Annotated in this window: 17 protein-coding genes and 1 tRNA gene; 15 read left to right on the top strand and 3 right to left on the bottom strand. The window is 72.2% G+C overall.

All coding sequences use genetic code 11. The features are described from left to right. The first annotated feature begins 24 nt into the window (after positions 1–24). Positions 25–966, top strand: coding sequence for a LysR family transcriptional regulator (locus ACFU97_RS13580; protein WP_384255074.1), 942 nt, complete (start codon positions 25–27; stop codon positions 964–966). On the opposite strand, the gene ACFU97_RS13575 is transcribed toward ACFU97_RS13580, so the two are convergent. Beyond that, positions 955–2,028 carry a sensor histidine kinase gene (locus tag ACFU97_RS13575; RefSeq protein ID WP_384255072.1) on the bottom strand — a complete coding sequence of 358 codons (1,074 nt, stop codon included), beginning with the start codon at positions 2,026–2,028 and terminating at the stop codon, positions 955–957. The two genes, ACFU97_RS13580 and ACFU97_RS13575, sit on opposite strands and share 12 nt — an antisense overlap. Continuing rightward, a complete protein-coding gene (locus tag ACFU97_RS13570) occupies positions 2,021–2,716 on the bottom strand; it encodes a response regulator transcription factor (protein ID WP_384255069.1) in 696 nt (231 codons plus the stop codon). Before ACFU97_RS13570 ends, ACFU97_RS13575 begins: the two co-directional genes overlap by 8 nt. 86 nt (positions 2,717–2,802) lie before the next feature. Between ACFU97_RS13570 and ACFU97_RS13565 the strand changes: the two genes are divergently transcribed. From ACFU97_RS13565 to ACFU97_RS13500, 14 genes are all read left to right on the top strand, one after another. Beyond that, positions 2,803–3,405 (top strand): M15 family metallopeptidase, encoded by a 603-nt coding sequence (locus ACFU97_RS13565; RefSeq protein ID WP_384255067.1) that lies wholly within the window; start codon positions 2,803–2,805, stop codon positions 3,403–3,405. A gap of 86 nt (positions 3,406–3,491) precedes the next feature. Beyond that, on the top strand, positions 3,492–4,478 hold the full coding sequence (locus tag ACFU97_RS13560; RefSeq protein ID WP_384255344.1) for an endonuclease/exonuclease/phosphatase family protein: 987 nt from the start codon (positions 3,492–3,494) through the stop codon (positions 4,476–4,478). Between the two features lie 170 nt (positions 4,479–4,648). Continuing rightward, positions 4,649–5,362 carry an SDR family NAD(P)-dependent oxidoreductase gene (locus ACFU97_RS13555; RefSeq protein ID WP_384255065.1) on the top strand — a complete coding sequence of 238 codons (714 nt, stop codon included), beginning with the start codon at positions 4,649–4,651 and terminating at the stop codon, positions 5,360–5,362. A 32-nt stretch (positions 5,363–5,394) separates the two neighbouring features. Beyond that, positions 5,395–5,766: a YybH family protein gene (locus ACFU97_RS13550; protein ID WP_384255062.1), complete on the top strand. Its 372-nt coding sequence runs from the start codon at positions 5,395–5,397 to the stop codon at positions 5,764–5,766. A gap of 49 nt (positions 5,767–5,815) precedes the next feature. Beyond that, positions 5,816–6,997 carry a Gfo/Idh/MocA family protein gene (locus ACFU97_RS13545; RefSeq protein ID WP_384255060.1) on the top strand — a complete coding sequence of 394 codons (1,182 nt, stop codon included), beginning with the start codon at positions 5,816–5,818 and terminating at the stop codon, positions 6,995–6,997. A 201-nt stretch (positions 6,998–7,198) separates the two neighbouring features. Next, entirely contained in the window at positions 7,199–8,227 is a 1,029-nt protein-coding gene (gene tdh, locus ACFU97_RS13540) for an L-threonine 3-dehydrogenase (RefSeq protein WP_384255058.1), read from the top strand. Positions 8,228–8,263: 36 nt separating this feature from the next. Continuing rightward, positions 8,264–9,457, top strand: a complete 1,194-nt coding sequence (locus ACFU97_RS13535; RefSeq protein WP_384255055.1) for a glycine C-acetyltransferase — start codon at positions 8,264–8,266, stop codon at positions 9,455–9,457. Positions 9,458–9,678: 221 nt separating this feature from the next. Continuing rightward, positions 9,679–10,596 carry a LysR family transcriptional regulator gene (locus tag ACFU97_RS13530; RefSeq protein ID WP_384255053.1) on the top strand — a complete coding sequence of 306 codons (918 nt, stop codon included), beginning with the start codon at positions 9,679–9,681 and terminating at the stop codon, positions 10,594–10,596. A 70-nt stretch (positions 10,597–10,666) separates the two neighbouring features. Beyond that, on the top strand, positions 10,667–12,040 hold the full coding sequence (locus tag ACFU97_RS13525) for a B12-binding domain-containing radical SAM protein (protein ID WP_384255051.1): 1,374 nt from the start codon (positions 10,667–10,669) through the stop codon (positions 12,038–12,040). A 48-nt stretch (positions 12,041–12,088) separates the two neighbouring features. Further along, on the top strand, positions 12,089–12,673 hold the full coding sequence (locus tag ACFU97_RS13520; protein WP_384255049.1) for a helix-turn-helix domain-containing protein: 585 nt from the start codon (positions 12,089–12,091) through the stop codon (positions 12,671–12,673). After that, positions 12,670–13,215, top strand: a complete 546-nt coding sequence (locus ACFU97_RS13515; protein WP_384255047.1) for a GNAT family N-acetyltransferase — start codon at positions 12,670–12,672, stop codon at positions 13,213–13,215. The genes ACFU97_RS13520 and ACFU97_RS13515 overlap by 4 nt, the downstream gene beginning before the upstream one ends. Before the next feature lie 30 nt (positions 13,216–13,245). Then, positions 13,246–13,602, top strand: coding sequence for an MmcQ/YjbR family DNA-binding protein (locus ACFU97_RS13510; RefSeq protein WP_384255045.1), 357 nt, complete (start codon positions 13,246–13,248; stop codon positions 13,600–13,602). Between the two features lie 143 nt (positions 13,603–13,745). Further along, complete coding sequence (locus ACFU97_RS13505; protein WP_384255341.1) at positions 13,746–15,050, top strand: MFS transporter; 1,305 nt, start codon at positions 13,746–13,748, stop codon at positions 15,048–15,050. A gap of 109 nt (positions 15,051–15,159) precedes the next feature. Beyond that, positions 15,160–15,233 (top strand) — tRNA-Pro (locus ACFU97_RS13500). A 97-nt stretch (positions 15,234–15,330) separates the two neighbouring features. Here the strand turns inward: ACFU97_RS13500 and ACFU97_RS13495 are convergent. Further along, positions 15,331–16,527 (bottom strand): protein kinase, encoded by a 1,197-nt coding sequence (locus ACFU97_RS13495; protein ID WP_384255043.1) that lies wholly within the window; start codon positions 16,525–16,527, stop codon positions 15,331–15,333. Positions 16,528–16,876: the final 349 nt, after the last annotated feature.

Here is a 16,876-nt window from a genome sequence, read left to right as displayed (position 1 = left end):
GCGCAGCCTCTCAGCGCGCGTAGCATGGCGCGCGTGGAACTGCGCCAGCTGCGGTATTTCGTCGCGGTCGCCGAGGAGCTGAACTTCGGCCGGGCCGCCGATCGGCTTCTCATCGCGGGCCCCTCGCTCTCCCAGCAGATCAAGGCCCTCGAACGGGACCTGGGGGTCCGGTTGTTCGACCGGGACCGCCGCTCGGTCTCGCTCACCCCGGCCGGTGCCGCCCTGCTCCCGCAGACGCGTGCCCTGCTGGAGGGCGCCGACGACCTCAAGCGGCGGGCCGGCCGGCTGTCGGGCTCGCAGGCGGTCCGTCTCGGCTACGTCAACTGGCTGCCGCCCGACCTGAGTTCACGTACGGCCGCGGTGGCCCGGGTGCACCTCGACGCCTGGGTCGCCCCCTCGCACACCCAGGCCGCCCGGGTCGCCGACGGCAGCCTGGACCTGGCGGTGTGCTGGGTGCGCGGCGAGGACCTCGCCCGCCTCAAGCTGCGCGCCCATCTGATCGGCGCGGACCGGTTGTACGCCGTCGCCAAGGGCGGCGACAGCGGCGACGTACCGGACGTGGCGGCCCGGGACACCGACGTCCTCATCGACGACGACGTCACCTCCTGGGCGTCCTGGAACGTCTACGGCGAGGAACTGGCGCACACCACCGGGGCCCGTACGGTCCGCATCTCCGACGGCGCGGTCACCGGCCCCGCCTTCTTCGACCACGTGCGCCGCTGTACCCGCCCGGTCGTCAACTGCCCCAAGGGGCAGACGGATCTGCTGCCCTCGGATCTGGTGCGCCGCGAGATCGTCGGTCCGAAGGTCTACTGGACCTGGTCGCTGGTGTGGCGCGAGAGCGAGCGGCGCGAGGCGGTCCTCGGCGTCGTCGACGCCCTGTGCGAGGGGATCGGCGACCTCGGCATCCACGCCGCGGACGCCTGGCTCCCGGCGGACGACCCGCACACCCGGTCAGATCCCTGACGGGGCCGGCAGCTCCACGGTGATGCGGAGCCCGCCGTCGGTGCGCGGGGTGAGCGTGAGGGTTCCGTCGTGTGCCTCGGCGATGGTCCGCACGATGGCGAGGCCCAGGCCGACGCCCACATGATCGGTGTGGACGCGCTCGGTGCCGCGCTGGAACGGCTCGGTGAGGGTCGCGGCCACCCACGGGGTGAGCCGCTCGCCGGTGTTCTCGACGGTGAGCACCGCCCGCCTGGGCCGGGTGCCGGTGTGGACCCACACGGTGCCCTGCTCGGGCAGGTTGTGGACGATCGCGTTGTGCACGAGGTTCATGGTCAGCTGCAGCAGCAGCGCCTGCGATCCGGCGGTGGGGGAGATGTCGCCGGACGTCTCGATCTTGACGCCGCGCTTCTCCGCGAGCGGAAGGAGCGTCTCGGTGGCCTCCTCCGCCAGCAGGGACAGGTCGACCGGCTGCCGGGTGAAGGACCGCTGGTTGGCGCGGCTGAGCAGGAGCAGCGCCTCGGTGAGGTCGATCGCCCGGGTGTTGACGGCGTGGAGCCGGCCGATGATCTCGCGGGTGTCCTGGTCCGGGTCGGTGCGCGCCACGTCGAGGAGCGTCTTCGAGATCGCGAGCGGGGTGCGCAGCTCGTGCGAGGCGTTGGCCGCGAACCTCTGCTGCTCGGCGACGTGCGCCTCGAGCCGCGCGAGCATCGTGTCGAAGGCGTCGGCGAGTTCGCGGAACTCGTCCGCGCGGCCCGGCAGCCGGATCCGGTGGGAGAGCGATCCGCCGGTGGCCATGCGGGTGGCGTCCGTGATGCGGGTCAGCGGGGCGAGCATCCGGCCGGCGAGGAGCCAGCCGCCGACGAGGCCGAACAGCAGCAGGAAGGCCAGCGCGACGGCCGCGAACGGGGCGAACTCACGCACGACGGCGAGCCGGTAGTTGGGCACCATGATCAGCCCGACGTGCGGCACACGGTTCAGGAACACCCACCCGGCCGCGAGCAGCAGGATGCCGGCCAGCACGAGGAACCCTGCGTAGCTGAGGGTGAGTTTGAGGCGGACGCTCAGCCCGGGCTGCCTATCCACGGCCCCCGCCCTCACTCCCGGCCCGCGGTGCCGTGTCGATGCGGTATCCGACACCGGGCACGGTGGCGATGATCCAGGGTTCGCCCAGACGCTTGCGCAGGGCCGAGACGGTGATGCGTACGGCGTTGGTGAACGGGTCGGCGTTGGCGTCCCACGCGCGTTCCAGGAGCTCCTCGGCGCTGACGACACCGCCGTCGGCGGCGACGAGGACTTCGAGCACCGCGAACTGCTTCCGGGTCAGCGCGACATAGCGGCCGTCGCGGTGGACCTCGCGGCGGAACGGGTCCAGCCGCAGCCCCGCGATCTCCCGCACGGGGGGCCTGCTGTGGGCGCGTCTGCGGTCGAGCGCCCGGAGCCTGAGCGCGAGCTCCTGCAGCTCGAAGGGCTTGGTGAGGTAGTCGTCGGCGCCGAGTTCGAACCCGGAGGCCTTGTCGTCGAGACGGTCGGCCGCGGTGAGCATGAGGATGGGCATCCCGCTGCCGGAGGCGACGATGCGTTTGGCGATCTCGTCGCCGGACGGCCCGGGGATGTCGCGGTCGAGGACGGCGATGTCGTAGGCGTTGACGCCCAGCAGTTCCAGAGCGGTGTCGCCGTCGCCCGCGATGTCGGCCGCGATCGCCTCCAGCCGCAGGCCGTCGCGGATCGCCTCCGCCAGATAGGGCTCGTCCTCGACAATCAGCACACGCATGCCTCAACGCTACGAGGCGGCGCATATCGCGGGCGTATCGAAATCCGCATACGTGCCGGCAACACCGTGCCGCCTTGACTGGCGGCATGACGCGAACCCGCCCACTCCTCGTCGCCGGCCTGCTCGTCGCGCTGACAGCGATCATCGCCGCCCTCGTCTACGCGTTACCCAAGGCCTCGTCGTCCGGGGCCTCAGCACTCGCGACGCTCCATCGCGACCCGCGCCACGATGCGCTCGGCGAGGCGGACGGCGCCGTCCCCGACGGCGTGACGGTCTTCGACTACACGGTTCCGGCCGTGGCCCGCCTCGATCCCGATCTGCTCAAGGCCCTGCGCCGGGCCGCGACGGCCGCCGCCGACGACGGTGTCGCGATCCACGTCAACAGCGGCTGGCGTTCCGCGGCCTACCAGGATCAGCTGCTGCGCGAGGCGGTCGCCCGGTACGGCTCCGCGCAGGAGGCCGCCCGCTGGGTCGCCACCGCGGCCACGTCCCCGCACGTGTCGGGCGAGGCGGTCGACGTCGGGCCCGCCGACGCGACGGCGTGGCTGTCCGCACACGGCGCCGCCTACGGGCTGTGCCGGATCTACCGGAACGAACCCTGGCACTACGAACTGCGCGCCCACGCGAACGACCGTGGCTGCCCGCCCCCGTACGCCGACCCCACCCAGGACCCGAGGATGCAGCAGTGACCAGCACTTTCCACCAGGACACCACCGCCGGCGAGCGGGCGAACGGGCGAGGAGCCGGGAGGTGGCGCGCGCGCCTCGGCCGCGCGATCCACGCCGCCTCCCGCCCCGGGCCCTGGAGACGCGGCCCGCTGCTCGCGGCGCTGGCCCTGCTGCTCGGCCTGCTCATGGTCCTGCACCGGCGGATCCCGAACCGGATCGGGAACCTCGGCAGCCTGGTGGAGACCTTCCTGCCGTGGTTCGGCCTGTTCGTCCCGGTGCTGCTGGCCGCGGCGCTGTGGCGCCGCTCCGCCTCGGCGGTGGCCGCGCTGCTGCTGCCGGCCGTGGTGTGGCTGAACCTCTTCGGCGGGCTGCTCGGCGACCGGTCCCACCAGGGCGGCGACCTCACCGTCGTCAGTCAGAACGTCGACGCCGGCAACCCCGACCCGGCCGCCACCGCCCGCGACCTGGCCGGCTCCGGGGCGGACGTGCTGGCTCTGGTGGAGCTGAGCGAGCGGGCGAAGCCGGTGTACGAGAGGGCGCTGGCGAAGGCGTACCCGCACCACGTGGTGCTGGGCACGGTCGGGCTGTGGAGCAGGCTGCCGCTGTCGGACAGCCGGCCGGTCGACGACGGCATGGACTACGGGCCGCTGGCGGCCACGAAGCCGGCCGACGTCAAGCCGGCCTCGACCCGGGCGCTGCGCACCACGGTCACCACACGGCAGGGTCCGCTCGCGGTGTACGTGGCCCACCTGGGCTCGGTGCGCGTGAATCCCCGGGCGGGCTTCTCCACGGCCCAGCGGGACCGGGGCGCGCAGGCGCTCGCCCAGGCCGTCGCCGCCGAGAAGAACGAGCGGGTGGTGCTGCTCGGCGACCTCAACGGGACGCTGGACGACCGTGCGTTCGCCGGCCTCACCTCGCGGCTGCGCTCGGCCCAGGACGTGGCCGGGGACGGCTTCGGCTTCAGCTGGCCGGCGACGTTCCCGGTGGCGCGGATCGACCAGGTCCTCGTACGCGGCGTCCGGCCGGAGCGGTCGTGGGTGCTGCCGGCGACGGGCAGCGACCACCTGCCGGTGGCGGCCGCGATCAGCTGGTGACCGGCCACGCACGCCTGTGATCTGCACTGCGAGGCTCAGCCTCGCAGGCAGGAGGAAACCGGTCCCGTGCGAACCCCCTTTGGCCTTTGACGCCGCAGGTCCGGCGACCTACCTTCCAAATAGTCGACCGGTCGTCTAGTAGACCGGTCCCTCATTCGGAGAAGGTCACCATGAGCACGCAGAACCAGAAGGTCGCGATCGTCACGGGCGCCTCGCAGGGCATCGGCGCCGCCGTCGTCGAGGGCTACCGCAAGCTCGGTTACGCGGTCGTCGCGACCTCGCGCACCATCGCCCCCGTCGACGACGCGGACGTCCTGACCGTCCAGGGCGACATCGCCGACCCGGCCACCGCGGAGCGCGTGGTCGCGGCCGCCGTCGAACGGTTCGGCCGGATCGACACCCTGGTCAACAACGCGGGCATCTTCGTCGCCAAGCCGTTCACGGACTACACGGCCGAGGACTTCGCCGCCGTCACCGGCATCAACACCGCCGGCTTCTTCCACATCACCCAGCGGGCCGTGCCGCACCTGCTGGCCCAGGGCGGCGGCCACATCGTCAGCGTCACCACCAGCCTGGTCGACAACGCGGACGCCAACGTCCCCTCCGCGCTGGCCTCGCTGACCAAGGGCGGGCTGCAGTCCGCGACCAAGTCCCTCGCCATCGAGTACGCCACCCGCGGACTGCGCGTCAACGCCGTGTCGCCCGGCACCATCAAGACGCCCATGCACCCGCAGGAGACCCACGAGTTCCTCGCCGGGCTGCACCCGGTGGGCCGGATGGGCGAAGTGAGCGACATCGTGGACGCGGTGCTCTTCCTGGAGACGGCGCCGTTCGTCACCGGCGAGATCCTGCATGTCGACGGCGGTATGAGCGCCGGACACTGACCCCCCGTCCAGCAGGCGAACAAGGAGCGGACATGACCACCACAGCCGACGACGAAAAGATCCTCAGTGCCGTACTCGACCGCTGGAAGGCCGGGGTCGACGCGCACCAGCCCGAGCACGTCGCCGCCACGTTCACCGAGGACGCCCTCTTCCAGGGCCTGCACCCCTACAGCGTCGGACGGCCGGGCGTCGCCGCCTACTACGACTCCCAGCCCCTGGGGATGAAGGCCGCGTACCGCATCCTGGAGACCAGGCGGCCCGCCGACGGCCTCGTCCTCGGCTACCTGGACGTCGAGTTCACCTTCACGGACCGGCCCGCCCTGCCCGTGAAGCTCTCGGTGCTGGTCACCCGGGTGGGAGACGATTGGCTCATCAGCCACTACCAGGTCTCCCGCCTCGACTAGCCCGGTCCACGCGAGCAGCCCGGGGCGCACGGCCAAGGAAGGGTCCACCATGACCGACCTGCGCCTCGGTGTCCTCGGCTTCGGACTGCGCGGTTCCCTCGCCCGGGTCGCCCACCGGCCCGGCGGGGGCGCCCGCGTGACCGTGGTCGCGGACCACGACCCGGCGTGCCGCGAACGGGCCGCCGAGCGGATCGAAGGGGTGCGGACGGTCGACGACCACCGCAAGGTGATCGAGGACCCGGACGTCGACGCCGTGCTGGTCCTCACCCCCGACCACACCCACGCCGACCTCGCCTGCGCGGCCCTGCGCGCGGGCAAGGCCGTGTTCGTGGAGAAGCCCCTCGACATCACCGTCGAGCGCTGCGACCGCATCCTGCGCACGGCCCGCGAGACCGGCACACGCCTCTACGTCGGCCACAACATGCGGCACATGCCGGTGATCCGCCGGATGCGGGAGATCATCGAGCGCGGCGACATCGGCACCGTCAAGACGGTCTGGGTGCGCCACTTCGTCGGCCACGGCGGCGACTTCTACTTCAAGGACTGGCACGCCGAACGCCGGTACACCACCGGCCTGTTGCTGCAGAAGGGCGCCCACGACCTCGATGTGCTGCACTGGCTGGCCGGCGGCTGGACCCGCCAGGTGCAGGCCTTCGGCGACCTCATGGTCTACGGCGACAACCCGCACCGCCGCGCCCCCGGCGAGCCCAAGAGCGCCGACTGGTACACGGAGGACGGCCGCTGGCCGCCGCACACCCAGCGCGCCCTCAACCCGGTGATCGACGTCGAGGACGTGTCGCTGGTCAACATGCGCCTGGACAACGGGGTGCTGGCCGCCTACCAGCAGTGCCACTTCACCCCCGACTACTGGCGCAACTACACCGTCATCGGCGACGCGGGCCGCCTGGAGAACTTCGGTGACATACCCGGGGGAGCGGTGCGGGTGTGGAACGCCCGCCGCTCCGGCCACCGCGCCGAGCCCGACGCCGAGTACCGGGTCTCCGAGCCCGTGGACGACACCGAGCACGGCGGCGCGGACCCGCTGATCATCGACGAGTTCCTGCGCTTCGTACGCGAGGGCGGGGTCACCGACACCTCACCGGTGGCCGCCCGGATGGCCGTCGCGGCCGGCTACGGGGCGACCGCGTCGCTGCGCGCGGGAGGCGCCGTGCAGGAGGTGCCGCCCCTCGACCCGGCTCTGGTGGCCTACTTCGATCGGGGGCAGGGGTGACGGGCAGGGTTGACGGGCCGGAGGCGGCGGGCCAGGGGCGACGGGGCGGGTGTGAAGCGGATCTGGGGCGCGGCTTAAGAAATCCTCGATGGACCCGGGGTGGTGCGGTGCGGCAGATTGCTGGGTGATTCCACCCCCCACCCCCGGATGCGGGCTGCTTCGGCGTGCCCGCATCCGGACCCTCGAGCACAGGAGCCGTACGTGAAGGCGCTGGTCAAGGAGAAGGCGGAGCCGGGGCTGTGGCTCGCGGACGTTCCGGAGCCCGCGGTCGGACACGGCGACGTACTGATCAAGGTGCTGCGTACCGGTATCTGCGGCACCGACCTGCACATCCGGGCCTGGGACGGCTGGGCGCAGCAGGCGATCAGCACCCCGCTGGTGATCGGGCACGAGTTCGTCGGCGAGGTCGTGGAGACCGGCCGGGACGTCACGGACATCGCCGTCGGCGACCGGGTCAGCGGTGAGGGCCACCTGGTGTGCGGCAAGTGCCGCAACTGCCTGGCCGGGCGGCGCCATCTGTGCCGGTCCACGATCGGGCTCGGCGTCGGCCGGGACGGTGCCTTCGCGGAGTACGTCGTCCTGCCCGCGTCGAACGTGTGGGTGCACCGGGTGCCCGTCGACCTCGATGTGGCGGCGATCTTCGACCCGTTCGGCAACGCCGTGCACACCGCGCTCTCCTTCCCGCTGGTCGGCGAGGACGTGCTGATCACCGGCGCCGGGCCGATCGGCCTGATGGCCGCCGCCGTGGCCCGCCACGCGGGTGCCCGCAACGTCGTCGTCACCGACGTCAGCGAGGAGCGCCTGGAGCTCGCCCGCAAGATCGGCGTGAGCCTCGCCCTGAACGTGTCGCAGGCCGAGATCGCCGACGGACAGCGGGAGTTGGGCCTGCGCGAGGGCTTCGACATCGGCCTGGAGATGTCCGGCCGCCCCGAGGCCATGCGCGACATGATCGCCAACATGACGCACGGCGGCCGGATCGCCATGCTCGGCCTGCCCGCGCAGGAATTCCCGGTCGACTGGGCCCGCATCGTCACCTCGATGATCACGATCAAGGGCATCTACGGCCGGGAGATGTTCGAGACCTGGTACGCGATGTCGGTGCTGCTGGAAGGCGGCCTCGACCTGTCGCCCGTGATCACCGGCCGGTACGGCCACCGCGACTTCGAGGCGGCGTTCGCCGACGCGGCGAGCGGCCGCGGCGGCAAGGTCATCCTCGACTGGACCGCGTAACTCCCTTTCGGCGACGGCTTTTTAGGAGCTTCCCCCATGTTCGACTCCGTGCGCGACGACCTGCGCGCCACCCTCGACGAGATCCGCGCCGCCGGCCTGCACAAGCCCGAGCGCGTGATCGGCACCCCGCAGTCCGCGACCGTGAACGTCACCGCGGGCGGCCGCCCCGGCGAGGTCCTCAACTTCTGCGCCAACAACTACCTCGGTCTGGCCGACCACCCCGAGGTCGTCGCCGCCGCGCACGAGGCGCTGGACCGCTGGGGCTACGGCATGGCCTCGGTCCGCTTCATCTGCGGCACCCAGGAGGTGCACAAGGAGCTGGAGGCGCGCCTGTCGGCCTTCCTCGGCCAGGAGGACACGATCCTCTACTCCTCCTGCTTCGACGCCAACGGCGGCGTCTTCGAGACGCTGCTCGGCCCCGAGGACGCGGTCATCTCCGACGCCCTCAACCACGCGTCGATCATCGACGGCATCCGCCTGTCCAAGGCCCGCCGCTTCCGCTACGCCAACCGTGATCTGGCCGACCTGGAAAAGCAGTTGAAGGACGCGTCGGACGCCCGGCGCCGCCTGATCGTCACCGACGGCGTCTTCTCCATGGACGGCTACGTGGCCCCGCTGGCGGAGATCTGCGACCTCGCCGACCGCTACGACGCCATGGTCATGGTCGACGACTCGCACGCGGTCGGCTTCGTCGGCCCCGGCGGCCGGGGCACCCCCGAGCTGCACGGCGTCATGGACCGCGTCGACATCATCACCGGCACCTTGGGCAAAGCCCTCGGCGGCGCCTCCGGCGGCTACGTCGCCGCGCGTGCCGAGATCGTCGCGCTGCTGCGCCAGCGCTCGCGGCCGTACCTGTTCTCCAACACCCTGGCCCCGGTGATCGCCGCGGCCTCCCTGAAGGTCCTCGACCTCCTGGAGTCGGCGGACGACCTGCGGGTCCGCCTCGCCGAGAACACGGTGCTGTTCCGCCGCCGGATGGTGGAGGAGGGCTTCGAGATCCTGCCCGGCGACCACGCCATCGCCCCCGTGATGATCGGCGACGCGACGGTGGCCGGCCGCATGGCGGAGCTGCTCCTGGAGCGCGGCGTGTACGTGATCGGCTTCTCCTACCCGGTCGTCCCCCAGGGCCAGGCCCGCATCCGCGTCCAGCTGTCGGCAGCCCACTCGACGGCGGACGTGAACCGCGCGGTCGACGCGTTCGTCGCGGCGCGGGCTGAGCTGGAGGGCTGAGCCGGGGTGGCTGCGGCGAGGGCCGGCTGCGCCCCCGTGGGCCCAGCGGCGGCTCGGCTCGGCGATCTCCGCGGTGCGCGCCCCGGCAAGTGCCGCAAGGGTGGCGGGCTGGGCTCCCGGTGCGTGCCGCGGTGGCGGAGGAGGGGGCCCGGTGCGGGGGTGGTTGACGTCCCGGTGACCGGAGGGCCGGGTTTCTCGCGGGGCTTGCGATAATCGGTCTCATGATCGAAGCGCGGCGGCTGCACATCCTCCGTGCGGTGGCCGACCACCGTACGGTGACGGCGGCTGCCGCCGCGCTGTACCTCACGCCCTCCGCGGTCTCCCAGCAGCTGACGGCGCTGGAGCAGGAGACCGGCCACCGCCTGGTCGAGCGCGGCGCCAAGGGCGTACGGCTGACCCCCGCCGGCGAGATCCTGCTCAGCCACACCAACGCCGTCCTCGCCCAGCTGGAGCGGGCCGAGGCGGAGCTCGCCGCGTACGGCTCGGGCGCCGCCGGCACGGTCACCGTCGCCGCCTTCGCGACCGGCATCGCCCAGGTCGTCGCCCCCGCGGTGGCCCACCTCGCCGAGTCCGCGCCCGGCATCCGCATCCGCGTCCAGGACGCCGAGGGCGACGCCAGCCTGCCGATGGTGCTGGACCGGCAGGTCGACGTCGCGGTCGCGGTCGAGTACCGGGGCGCGCCGCCGGCCGACGACCCGCGCCTGACCCACGTCTCGCTCTACGCCGAGCCCTTCGACGCCGTCGTCCCGCTCACCCACCGCCTGGCCGACACCGTCGAGGTGCCGCTGGCCGAGCTCGCCAAGGACCCGTGGATCGGCCCCTACCCCGGCAACCCCTGCCACGAGGTGGTGGTGCTGGCCTGCGAGGCCGCCGGTTTCCAGCCCCGCCTGGAGCACTCCTCGGACGACTTCCGCGCGGTCGTGGCGCTCGCCTCCGCCGACGCCGGCGTGGCCCTGGTCCCGCGCTCGGCCCTGCGGGGCATGGACCTCACAGGCGTGGTCGTACGGCCCGTCGACGGGGTGGCACCCACGCGCCGGGTCTTCGCGGCGGTACGGCGCGGCGCGGAGGAGCACCCGCTGATCCGCCCCGTGCTGACGGCCCTGAGCGAGGCCGCACCGGGTGAGGCGGCGCAACCGTAGAAGTCCCGCGTCGGCACGTCTGAGCCAACCGTCGGGAACCGGCCACCCGTCGCCCGCAGTCTGGGCTGTCATGCGCGTGACGATGATCCTTCCGGCCCTGACCGAGGCGACGAGCCCGCTGTTCCGGCCCATCAAGTACTCGCTGTTCCCGCCCCTGGGCCTCGCGACCCTGGCCGGCTACCTCGACCCCGACGACGAGGTCACCCTCCACGACGAGCACGTGGAGCGCCTCGACCTCGAAGCCCTCGGCACCCCCGACCTGCTGGTGATCCAGCCGTACATCACCTCGGCCCGGCGCAGCTACGAGATAGCCGACCACTTCCGGGCCCGCGGCGTGCACGTGGCGATGGGCGGCCTGCACGTCACCTCGCTCCCCGACGAGGCGGCCGCCCACGCCGACACGATCTTCACCGGCCCGGGAGAGGACACCTGGCCGCTGTTCCTGAAGGACTTCCGCGACGGCGTACCCGCCCGCCGCTACGACTCCACCCTGCGCACCCTCGCCGGACTGCCGCCGGTGCGACGGGACTTGATCAAGCGGCACCTGTACCTCGTCCCCAACTCGATCGTCGTCTCCCGCGGTTGCCCCCACCACTGCGACTTCTGCTACAAGGACGCGTTCTTCGAGGGCGGCAAGTCCTTCTACACACAGACCGTCGACGACGCCCTCGCGGAGATCGACCGCCTGCCCGGCCGGCACCTGTACTTCCTCGACGACCACCTGCTCGGCAACCGCCGCTTCGCGGAAGCCCTGTTCGACGGGATGAAGGGCATGGGCAGACTGTGGCAGGCGGCGGGCACGGTCAACTCGGTCCTGAAACCTGACCTGTTGGAACGGGCGGTCGACGCGGGCCTGCGCAGCCTGTTCGTCGGCTTCGAGACGGTCAACGACGCCAACCTCGCCGAGCGCCGCAAGAACCAGAACATCGGCACCGACTACGCGGCAGCGGTACGGCGGCTGCACGACGCGGGCGTCATGGTCAACGCCAGCTTCGTCTTCGGTCTCGACCAGGACGGCCCCGACGTCTTCGACCGCACCGTGGCCTGGGCCGTCGAGCAGGGCATCGAGACGGCGACCTTCCACATCATGACGCCGTACCCGACGACCGGCCTGTGGCGCCAGCTGGAGTCCGAGGACCGCATCGTGCACCGCGACTGGGACCTCTACGACACCCGCCACGTCGTGTACCGCCCCAAGAACATGACCCCCGAGCAGCTGGAGGAGGGCTACTGGCGCGCGTACCGCGACTTCTACCGCTGGTCCAACATCTGGCGCGGCTCCGCCGCCCAGCCGGGCCGCCCCGAACGGCTGCGGCACCTCGCCTACGCGGGCGGCTGGAAGAAGTTCGAACCGGCCTGGGACCTGCTGATCCGCTCCCAGCGGGTGGTACGGGCGCTGCCGGCGCTGGAGCGGACACTGGCGGCGTTCGGAGGCCGGGAGTGACGGAAACCACCGGGACGCCCATCCCTGATACGGGATAGCATCCCCAATATGAAACAGGACGTTGCCGAGACCGGGCCTGACGCCGTCGACGCCAGGCTCGGCACCCGCCTGGCCGAGCTGCGGGCCGAACGGGGCTGGTCCCTGGGCGAGTTGGCGGAGCGCAGCGGCGTCAGCCGCTCGACCCTCTCCCGCGCCGAACGCGCGGAGATCAGCCCGACCGCATCCCTCCTGAACCGCCTGTGCGGCGTCTACGGACGCACCATGTCCCAGCTGCTCAGCGAGGTCGAGGCGGAGCCCGCCCAACTGGTGCGGGCCGCCGAACAGCAGGTGTGGCAGGACCGGGCCTCCGGTTTCGTTCGGCGGTCCGTCTCGCCCCCGCACGCCGGACTGCGCGGCGAACTGGTGGAGGGACGGCTGTCCGCGGGGGCGGACATCTCCTACGACCGCCCGCCCGTACCCGGCCTGGAACAGCACATCTGGGTCCTGGAGGGAGCGCTCGCGGTGACCGCGCAGGACGTGGAGCACCACCTCGCCACCGGGGACTGCCTGCGGCTGCGGGTGTGGGGGCCGACGCGGTTCCGGTGCGCGGGGGACGAGGACGTGCGCTACGTGCTGGCGGTGGTGCTGCCATGACCGCGGACGTGACCGTGACCCGGCTGGACGCCGATGAACTGCACGCGCGCGTGGAGCGGTTGGCGGATCTGCTCGTCGACACCGTGGCGAGCGGTGCCTCGATCGGCTTCCTCGCCCCGCTCGGCTGGACGGACGCGCTCGCCTGGTGGAAGGAGCGCGTGCCGGGCGTCGCCGCAGGCCAGCTCGCCGTCTGGACGGCGCAGGACGGGGACCGGGTACTGGGCACCGTCACCCTGGCCTTCCCGGACAAGCCCAACAGCCGCCACCGCGCCGAACTGGTCAAGCTGATGGTGCACCGGGACGCGCGGGGCCGAGGACTCGGCCGCCGCCTCCTGGCCACCGCCGAGGCGGCGGCCGCCGCGGCCGGCATCACGCTGCTGCACCTGGACACCGAGACGGACAGCCCCGCCGAGCGCCTCTACGGTGCGGCCGGCTGGACCCGGATCGGCGCGATACCCGACTACGCGGCCGCGCCGGACGGCGTCCTGCGCCCCACGTCGATCTACTTCAAGAAACTGAGCCCGGCCGCTCTCACCAGGTGATTGTCAGTGGCAGCGGCTACGGTTCTGGGCATGCCGGACGCCGAAGACGTACGCCGTATCTGCCTCTCCCTGCCGGACACGACGGAGAAGATCGCCTGGAGCATGCCCACCTTCCGGGTCGCGGGCAAGATGTTCGCCACGCTGCCCGAGGACGAGACGTCCATCGCCGTGCGCTGCCCCAAGGAGGAGCGCGACGAACTGGTGCTGGCCGAACCGAAGAAGTTCTGGATCGCCGAGCACGAGGCGATGTTCGCCTGGGTGAGGGCCCGCCTCTCAGCCATCGAGGACGAGGCGGAACTGCGCGACATCCTCGCCGACTCCTGGCGCCAGGCGGCCCCGTCCCGACTGCTCGACGCCTACCCGGAGTTGGGGATTGCGCGGGAATGAAAACGCGTCGAGCGTTGTCGGTGCTGCGTGGCATGCTCGGAGACAGGAGCGGGGACGGGAGTGGGGGCCGGGGTTGAGGGGTCCCCCGGGCAGCGGGAGGGGAGGGGACGTACGGGGTGAGCGCGGGTCAGGACAGCCTTGACATCGTTGCCGACACGAGGGTGAGGCGCCCGGCGAAGGAACGCCCGGTGTGGTCCCGTGACTTCGGCCTGTTCTTCGTCGCGCGCGCCGTCGCCCGGCTCGGCGACACGATGCTTCCCGTGGCCCTTGCCGCGGGCCTGCTGCAGCACGGCTACGGGGCGGGCGCGGTCGGACTCGCCATGGCCGCGACGGCCGCCGCCTTCGCCGGCCTGGTCGTCTTCGGCGGCGTCATCGCCGACCGCTTCAGCACCCGCAAGCTGATGATCGGCGCCGATCTGGTGCGCCTCGGCACGCAGTCCGTCGCCGCCGCGCTGTTCTACTCCGGCCATGTCGTGCTCTGGCAGATCTGCGCCATCGGCTTCGCCAACGGCGTCGCGGGCGCCGTCTTCCAGCCCGGCGTCGCCAGCACGGTGCCCCGGCTCGCCTCCGACGTCCAGGGCGCGAACGGCGCGATACGCATCGCCGAGTCCGCCGCCCAGCTCGCCGGCCCCGCCGCCGCGGGCCTCCTGGTCGGCTTCGCCTCACCGGGCGGCGTCTTCGCGGCCCACGCCGCCACCTACGCGATCAGCGCCCTGTGCCTCCTGCTGCTGCGCCTGCCCCCACTCACCCCCGGCAACGCGGCGAACCACGGCGGCTCCGGCGCCTTCCGCGCCGACCTGGCCGAAGGCTGGCGCGAATTCCGCTCCCGCACCTGGCTCTGGGGCGTCATAGCCGTCTGGTGCGTCTACATGATCGCCGTCTGGGGGCCGACGGTCCCGCTCGTGGCCACCGAGGTCGTCCAGCAGCACGGCCCCCGCGCCTACGGCCTGGTCAACTCCGCCCTCGGGGCCGGCACCGTGGTCGGCGGGCTGCTCGCCCTGCGCCTGCGCCCCCGCCGCATGCTCCGCGCCGGCGCGATCTCCCTCTTCGCCTTCGCGGGCTTCCCGGCTGCGGTCGGCGCGGGGCTCGGCGTCCCGCTGATGGCGGCGGGAGCGGCCGCCGCCGGTGCCGGCATGTCCTTCTGGGGTGTCATGTGGGCCACCAGCGTCCAGACCCAGGTCCAGCCCGACGTCCTCAACCGCATCCACGCCTACGACGTCGCGGGCTCCCTGGCGATGATGCCGGTCGGCCAGGCCCTGGCCGGCCCTGCGGCGGGCGTCCTGGGTGCCGGCCACGTCCTGCTCGTCTCCGGAGCGATGAGCCTTGCCATACCCGTCGCCCTGCTCGCGGTCCCGGCGATCCGTAACCTGATCCGCGCCGACGCCCCGAAGCCGATCTCGGCACCGGGCGCACTGCGCGAGCGGCCCTGCGCCGAGCCGACGGCCTGACCCGCGGCGAGAGGCGCCGCCGCCGAAAAGCCATGCACGACCACCGACCCGAGTGCGGTATGGTTTCTGTGCACGTCCGGCCCGGGGAAACCCCAGGTCAGACAGGCACCGGGACGTGGCGCAGCTTGGTAGCGCACTTGACTGGGGGTCAAGGGGTCGCAGGTTCAAATCCTGTCGTCCCGACGGTGCGAAGGGTCTTCGCAGGCGAAAGCCTGGGAGGGCCCTTCTTGCGTGTGGACGGCCGATGCTCGCCGAGGGGAGAACGATCCCGCTCCCTGGCTCAGTCGTCGGACTTCCGCCCCTTCCCCTTGCCGTGCTTGCCCTTCCCTTCGTGACCCTCCTCGTGTCCCTGGTCGTGTGGTGACGGCGGCGCCGTCGACGGAGCCGCAACCGACGGCGTGGCGTCGGCCGGAGCGGAGGTGATGGCCGTCGGGGTGGGCGTCGTGGGGGACGAAGGGCCGTCGGCCCCGGAGTTCAGTGACGCGCCGAAGGCCGCGGCCCCCGCGAACAGGGCGACGGCCGCGCCGCCGAGCAGGGCTTTCGGGGCCGCCTTGCGACTGCGGCGTGGGCGGGAGTGCGATGTACCGGCCTCGGCGGGGCGTGGCGGTGTCGGCTGGGAGGAGACGGGAGGCGCCGCCAGGTGGGCGGTGCCGTCCGGCGCGGCAGGGGAGGACGGCGTCCGTTCCTGCCCGCCCAGCCAGTAGGCGGCCTGTTCGGCGGTGGGCCGGTGGGCGGGGTCCTTGGCCAGCAGGCGCAACACGTACTCGGACTGCGACGGTGGTATCTCCGGGCGCAGCTGGGCGGGCGGGGGCGGGGCGGCGTCGACATGTTGCTGGACGACGGCCAGCGAGGTGGCGCCGCGGAACGGAGGCCTGCCGGTGAGCAGTTCGTACAGCACGCAGCCCAGCGAGTAGACGTCGGAGGCCGGGAGCGCGGGGCGTCCCAGGGCCCGTTCGGGGGCCAGGTAGTCGGCGGTTCCCAGGATCTTGCCGGTGGCGGTCAGGGTGCTGGCGGCCTCGTCGGCGAAGCGGGCGATGCCGAAGTCGGTGATCTTCACGGTGCGATCGGTGGAGAGCATCACATTGGCGGGCTTGATGTCCCGGTGGATCACTCCTTGACGGTGCGCGGCGGCGAGACCCGCTGCCATTTGCGCCGCGATGTCCGCGGCTTCGTGGGGGGCCAGGGCGCCGCGCAGGGAGCGTTCCTGGGCGAGTGTCCAACCGTCGACCAGTTCCATGATCAGGTAGGACTGGCCCGCATGGGAGCCGAAGTCGTACACACCCACGACATGGGGGTGGTTCAGCCGTCCCGCTGTCTGCGCCTCCAGCCGGAACCGCTGGGCGTCCGTAGCCTCCTCCGCCCGCATCAACTTGACCGCCACCGGACGCCCGAGCAGCTGGTCGGCCGCCCGCCACACCTCGCCCATCGCGCCACGCCCCAGCAGCTCTTCCAGGTGATAGCGGTCCGCCAACAGCACCTTTTGCACCCACCCCGAACGACGACAACACCTGGCTGCCGCAAACCCGAATTCTCACGATCAATGATCGTTTGGTCGGCAGTCTGCCAGGTTATCGGGCGCTCCGGGCGTTGTCCGGGACAGCCGGGAACCCCTGGGTCCACCCGGTACAGCGCAGCACCGCAGCACGGCGTCACACTCCGTGTCAGAAGCCCTTGTCGGTGTTCGCTCAGAAACTGCTGGCGGCCGGACATGAGCACGGATCTTCCGGGTAACCGGGACCGTGCTGTGCATGGAGGGGCCGTGACACCTGGGGAGGTCGAAACGGCCCCTCCCTCGTTCTCGGGCCGGGGAGTCGGACGGTGTGGTG

This window comes from Streptomyces sp. NPDC057616 (genome assembly GCF_042800575.1).
Classification (GTDB): domain Bacteria; phylum Actinomycetota; class Actinomycetes; order Streptomycetales; family Streptomycetaceae; genus Streptomyces.
The sequence above is the reverse complement of the archived record's forward strand: the minus strand, read 5'-3'. Positions and strand labels throughout refer to the sequence as shown.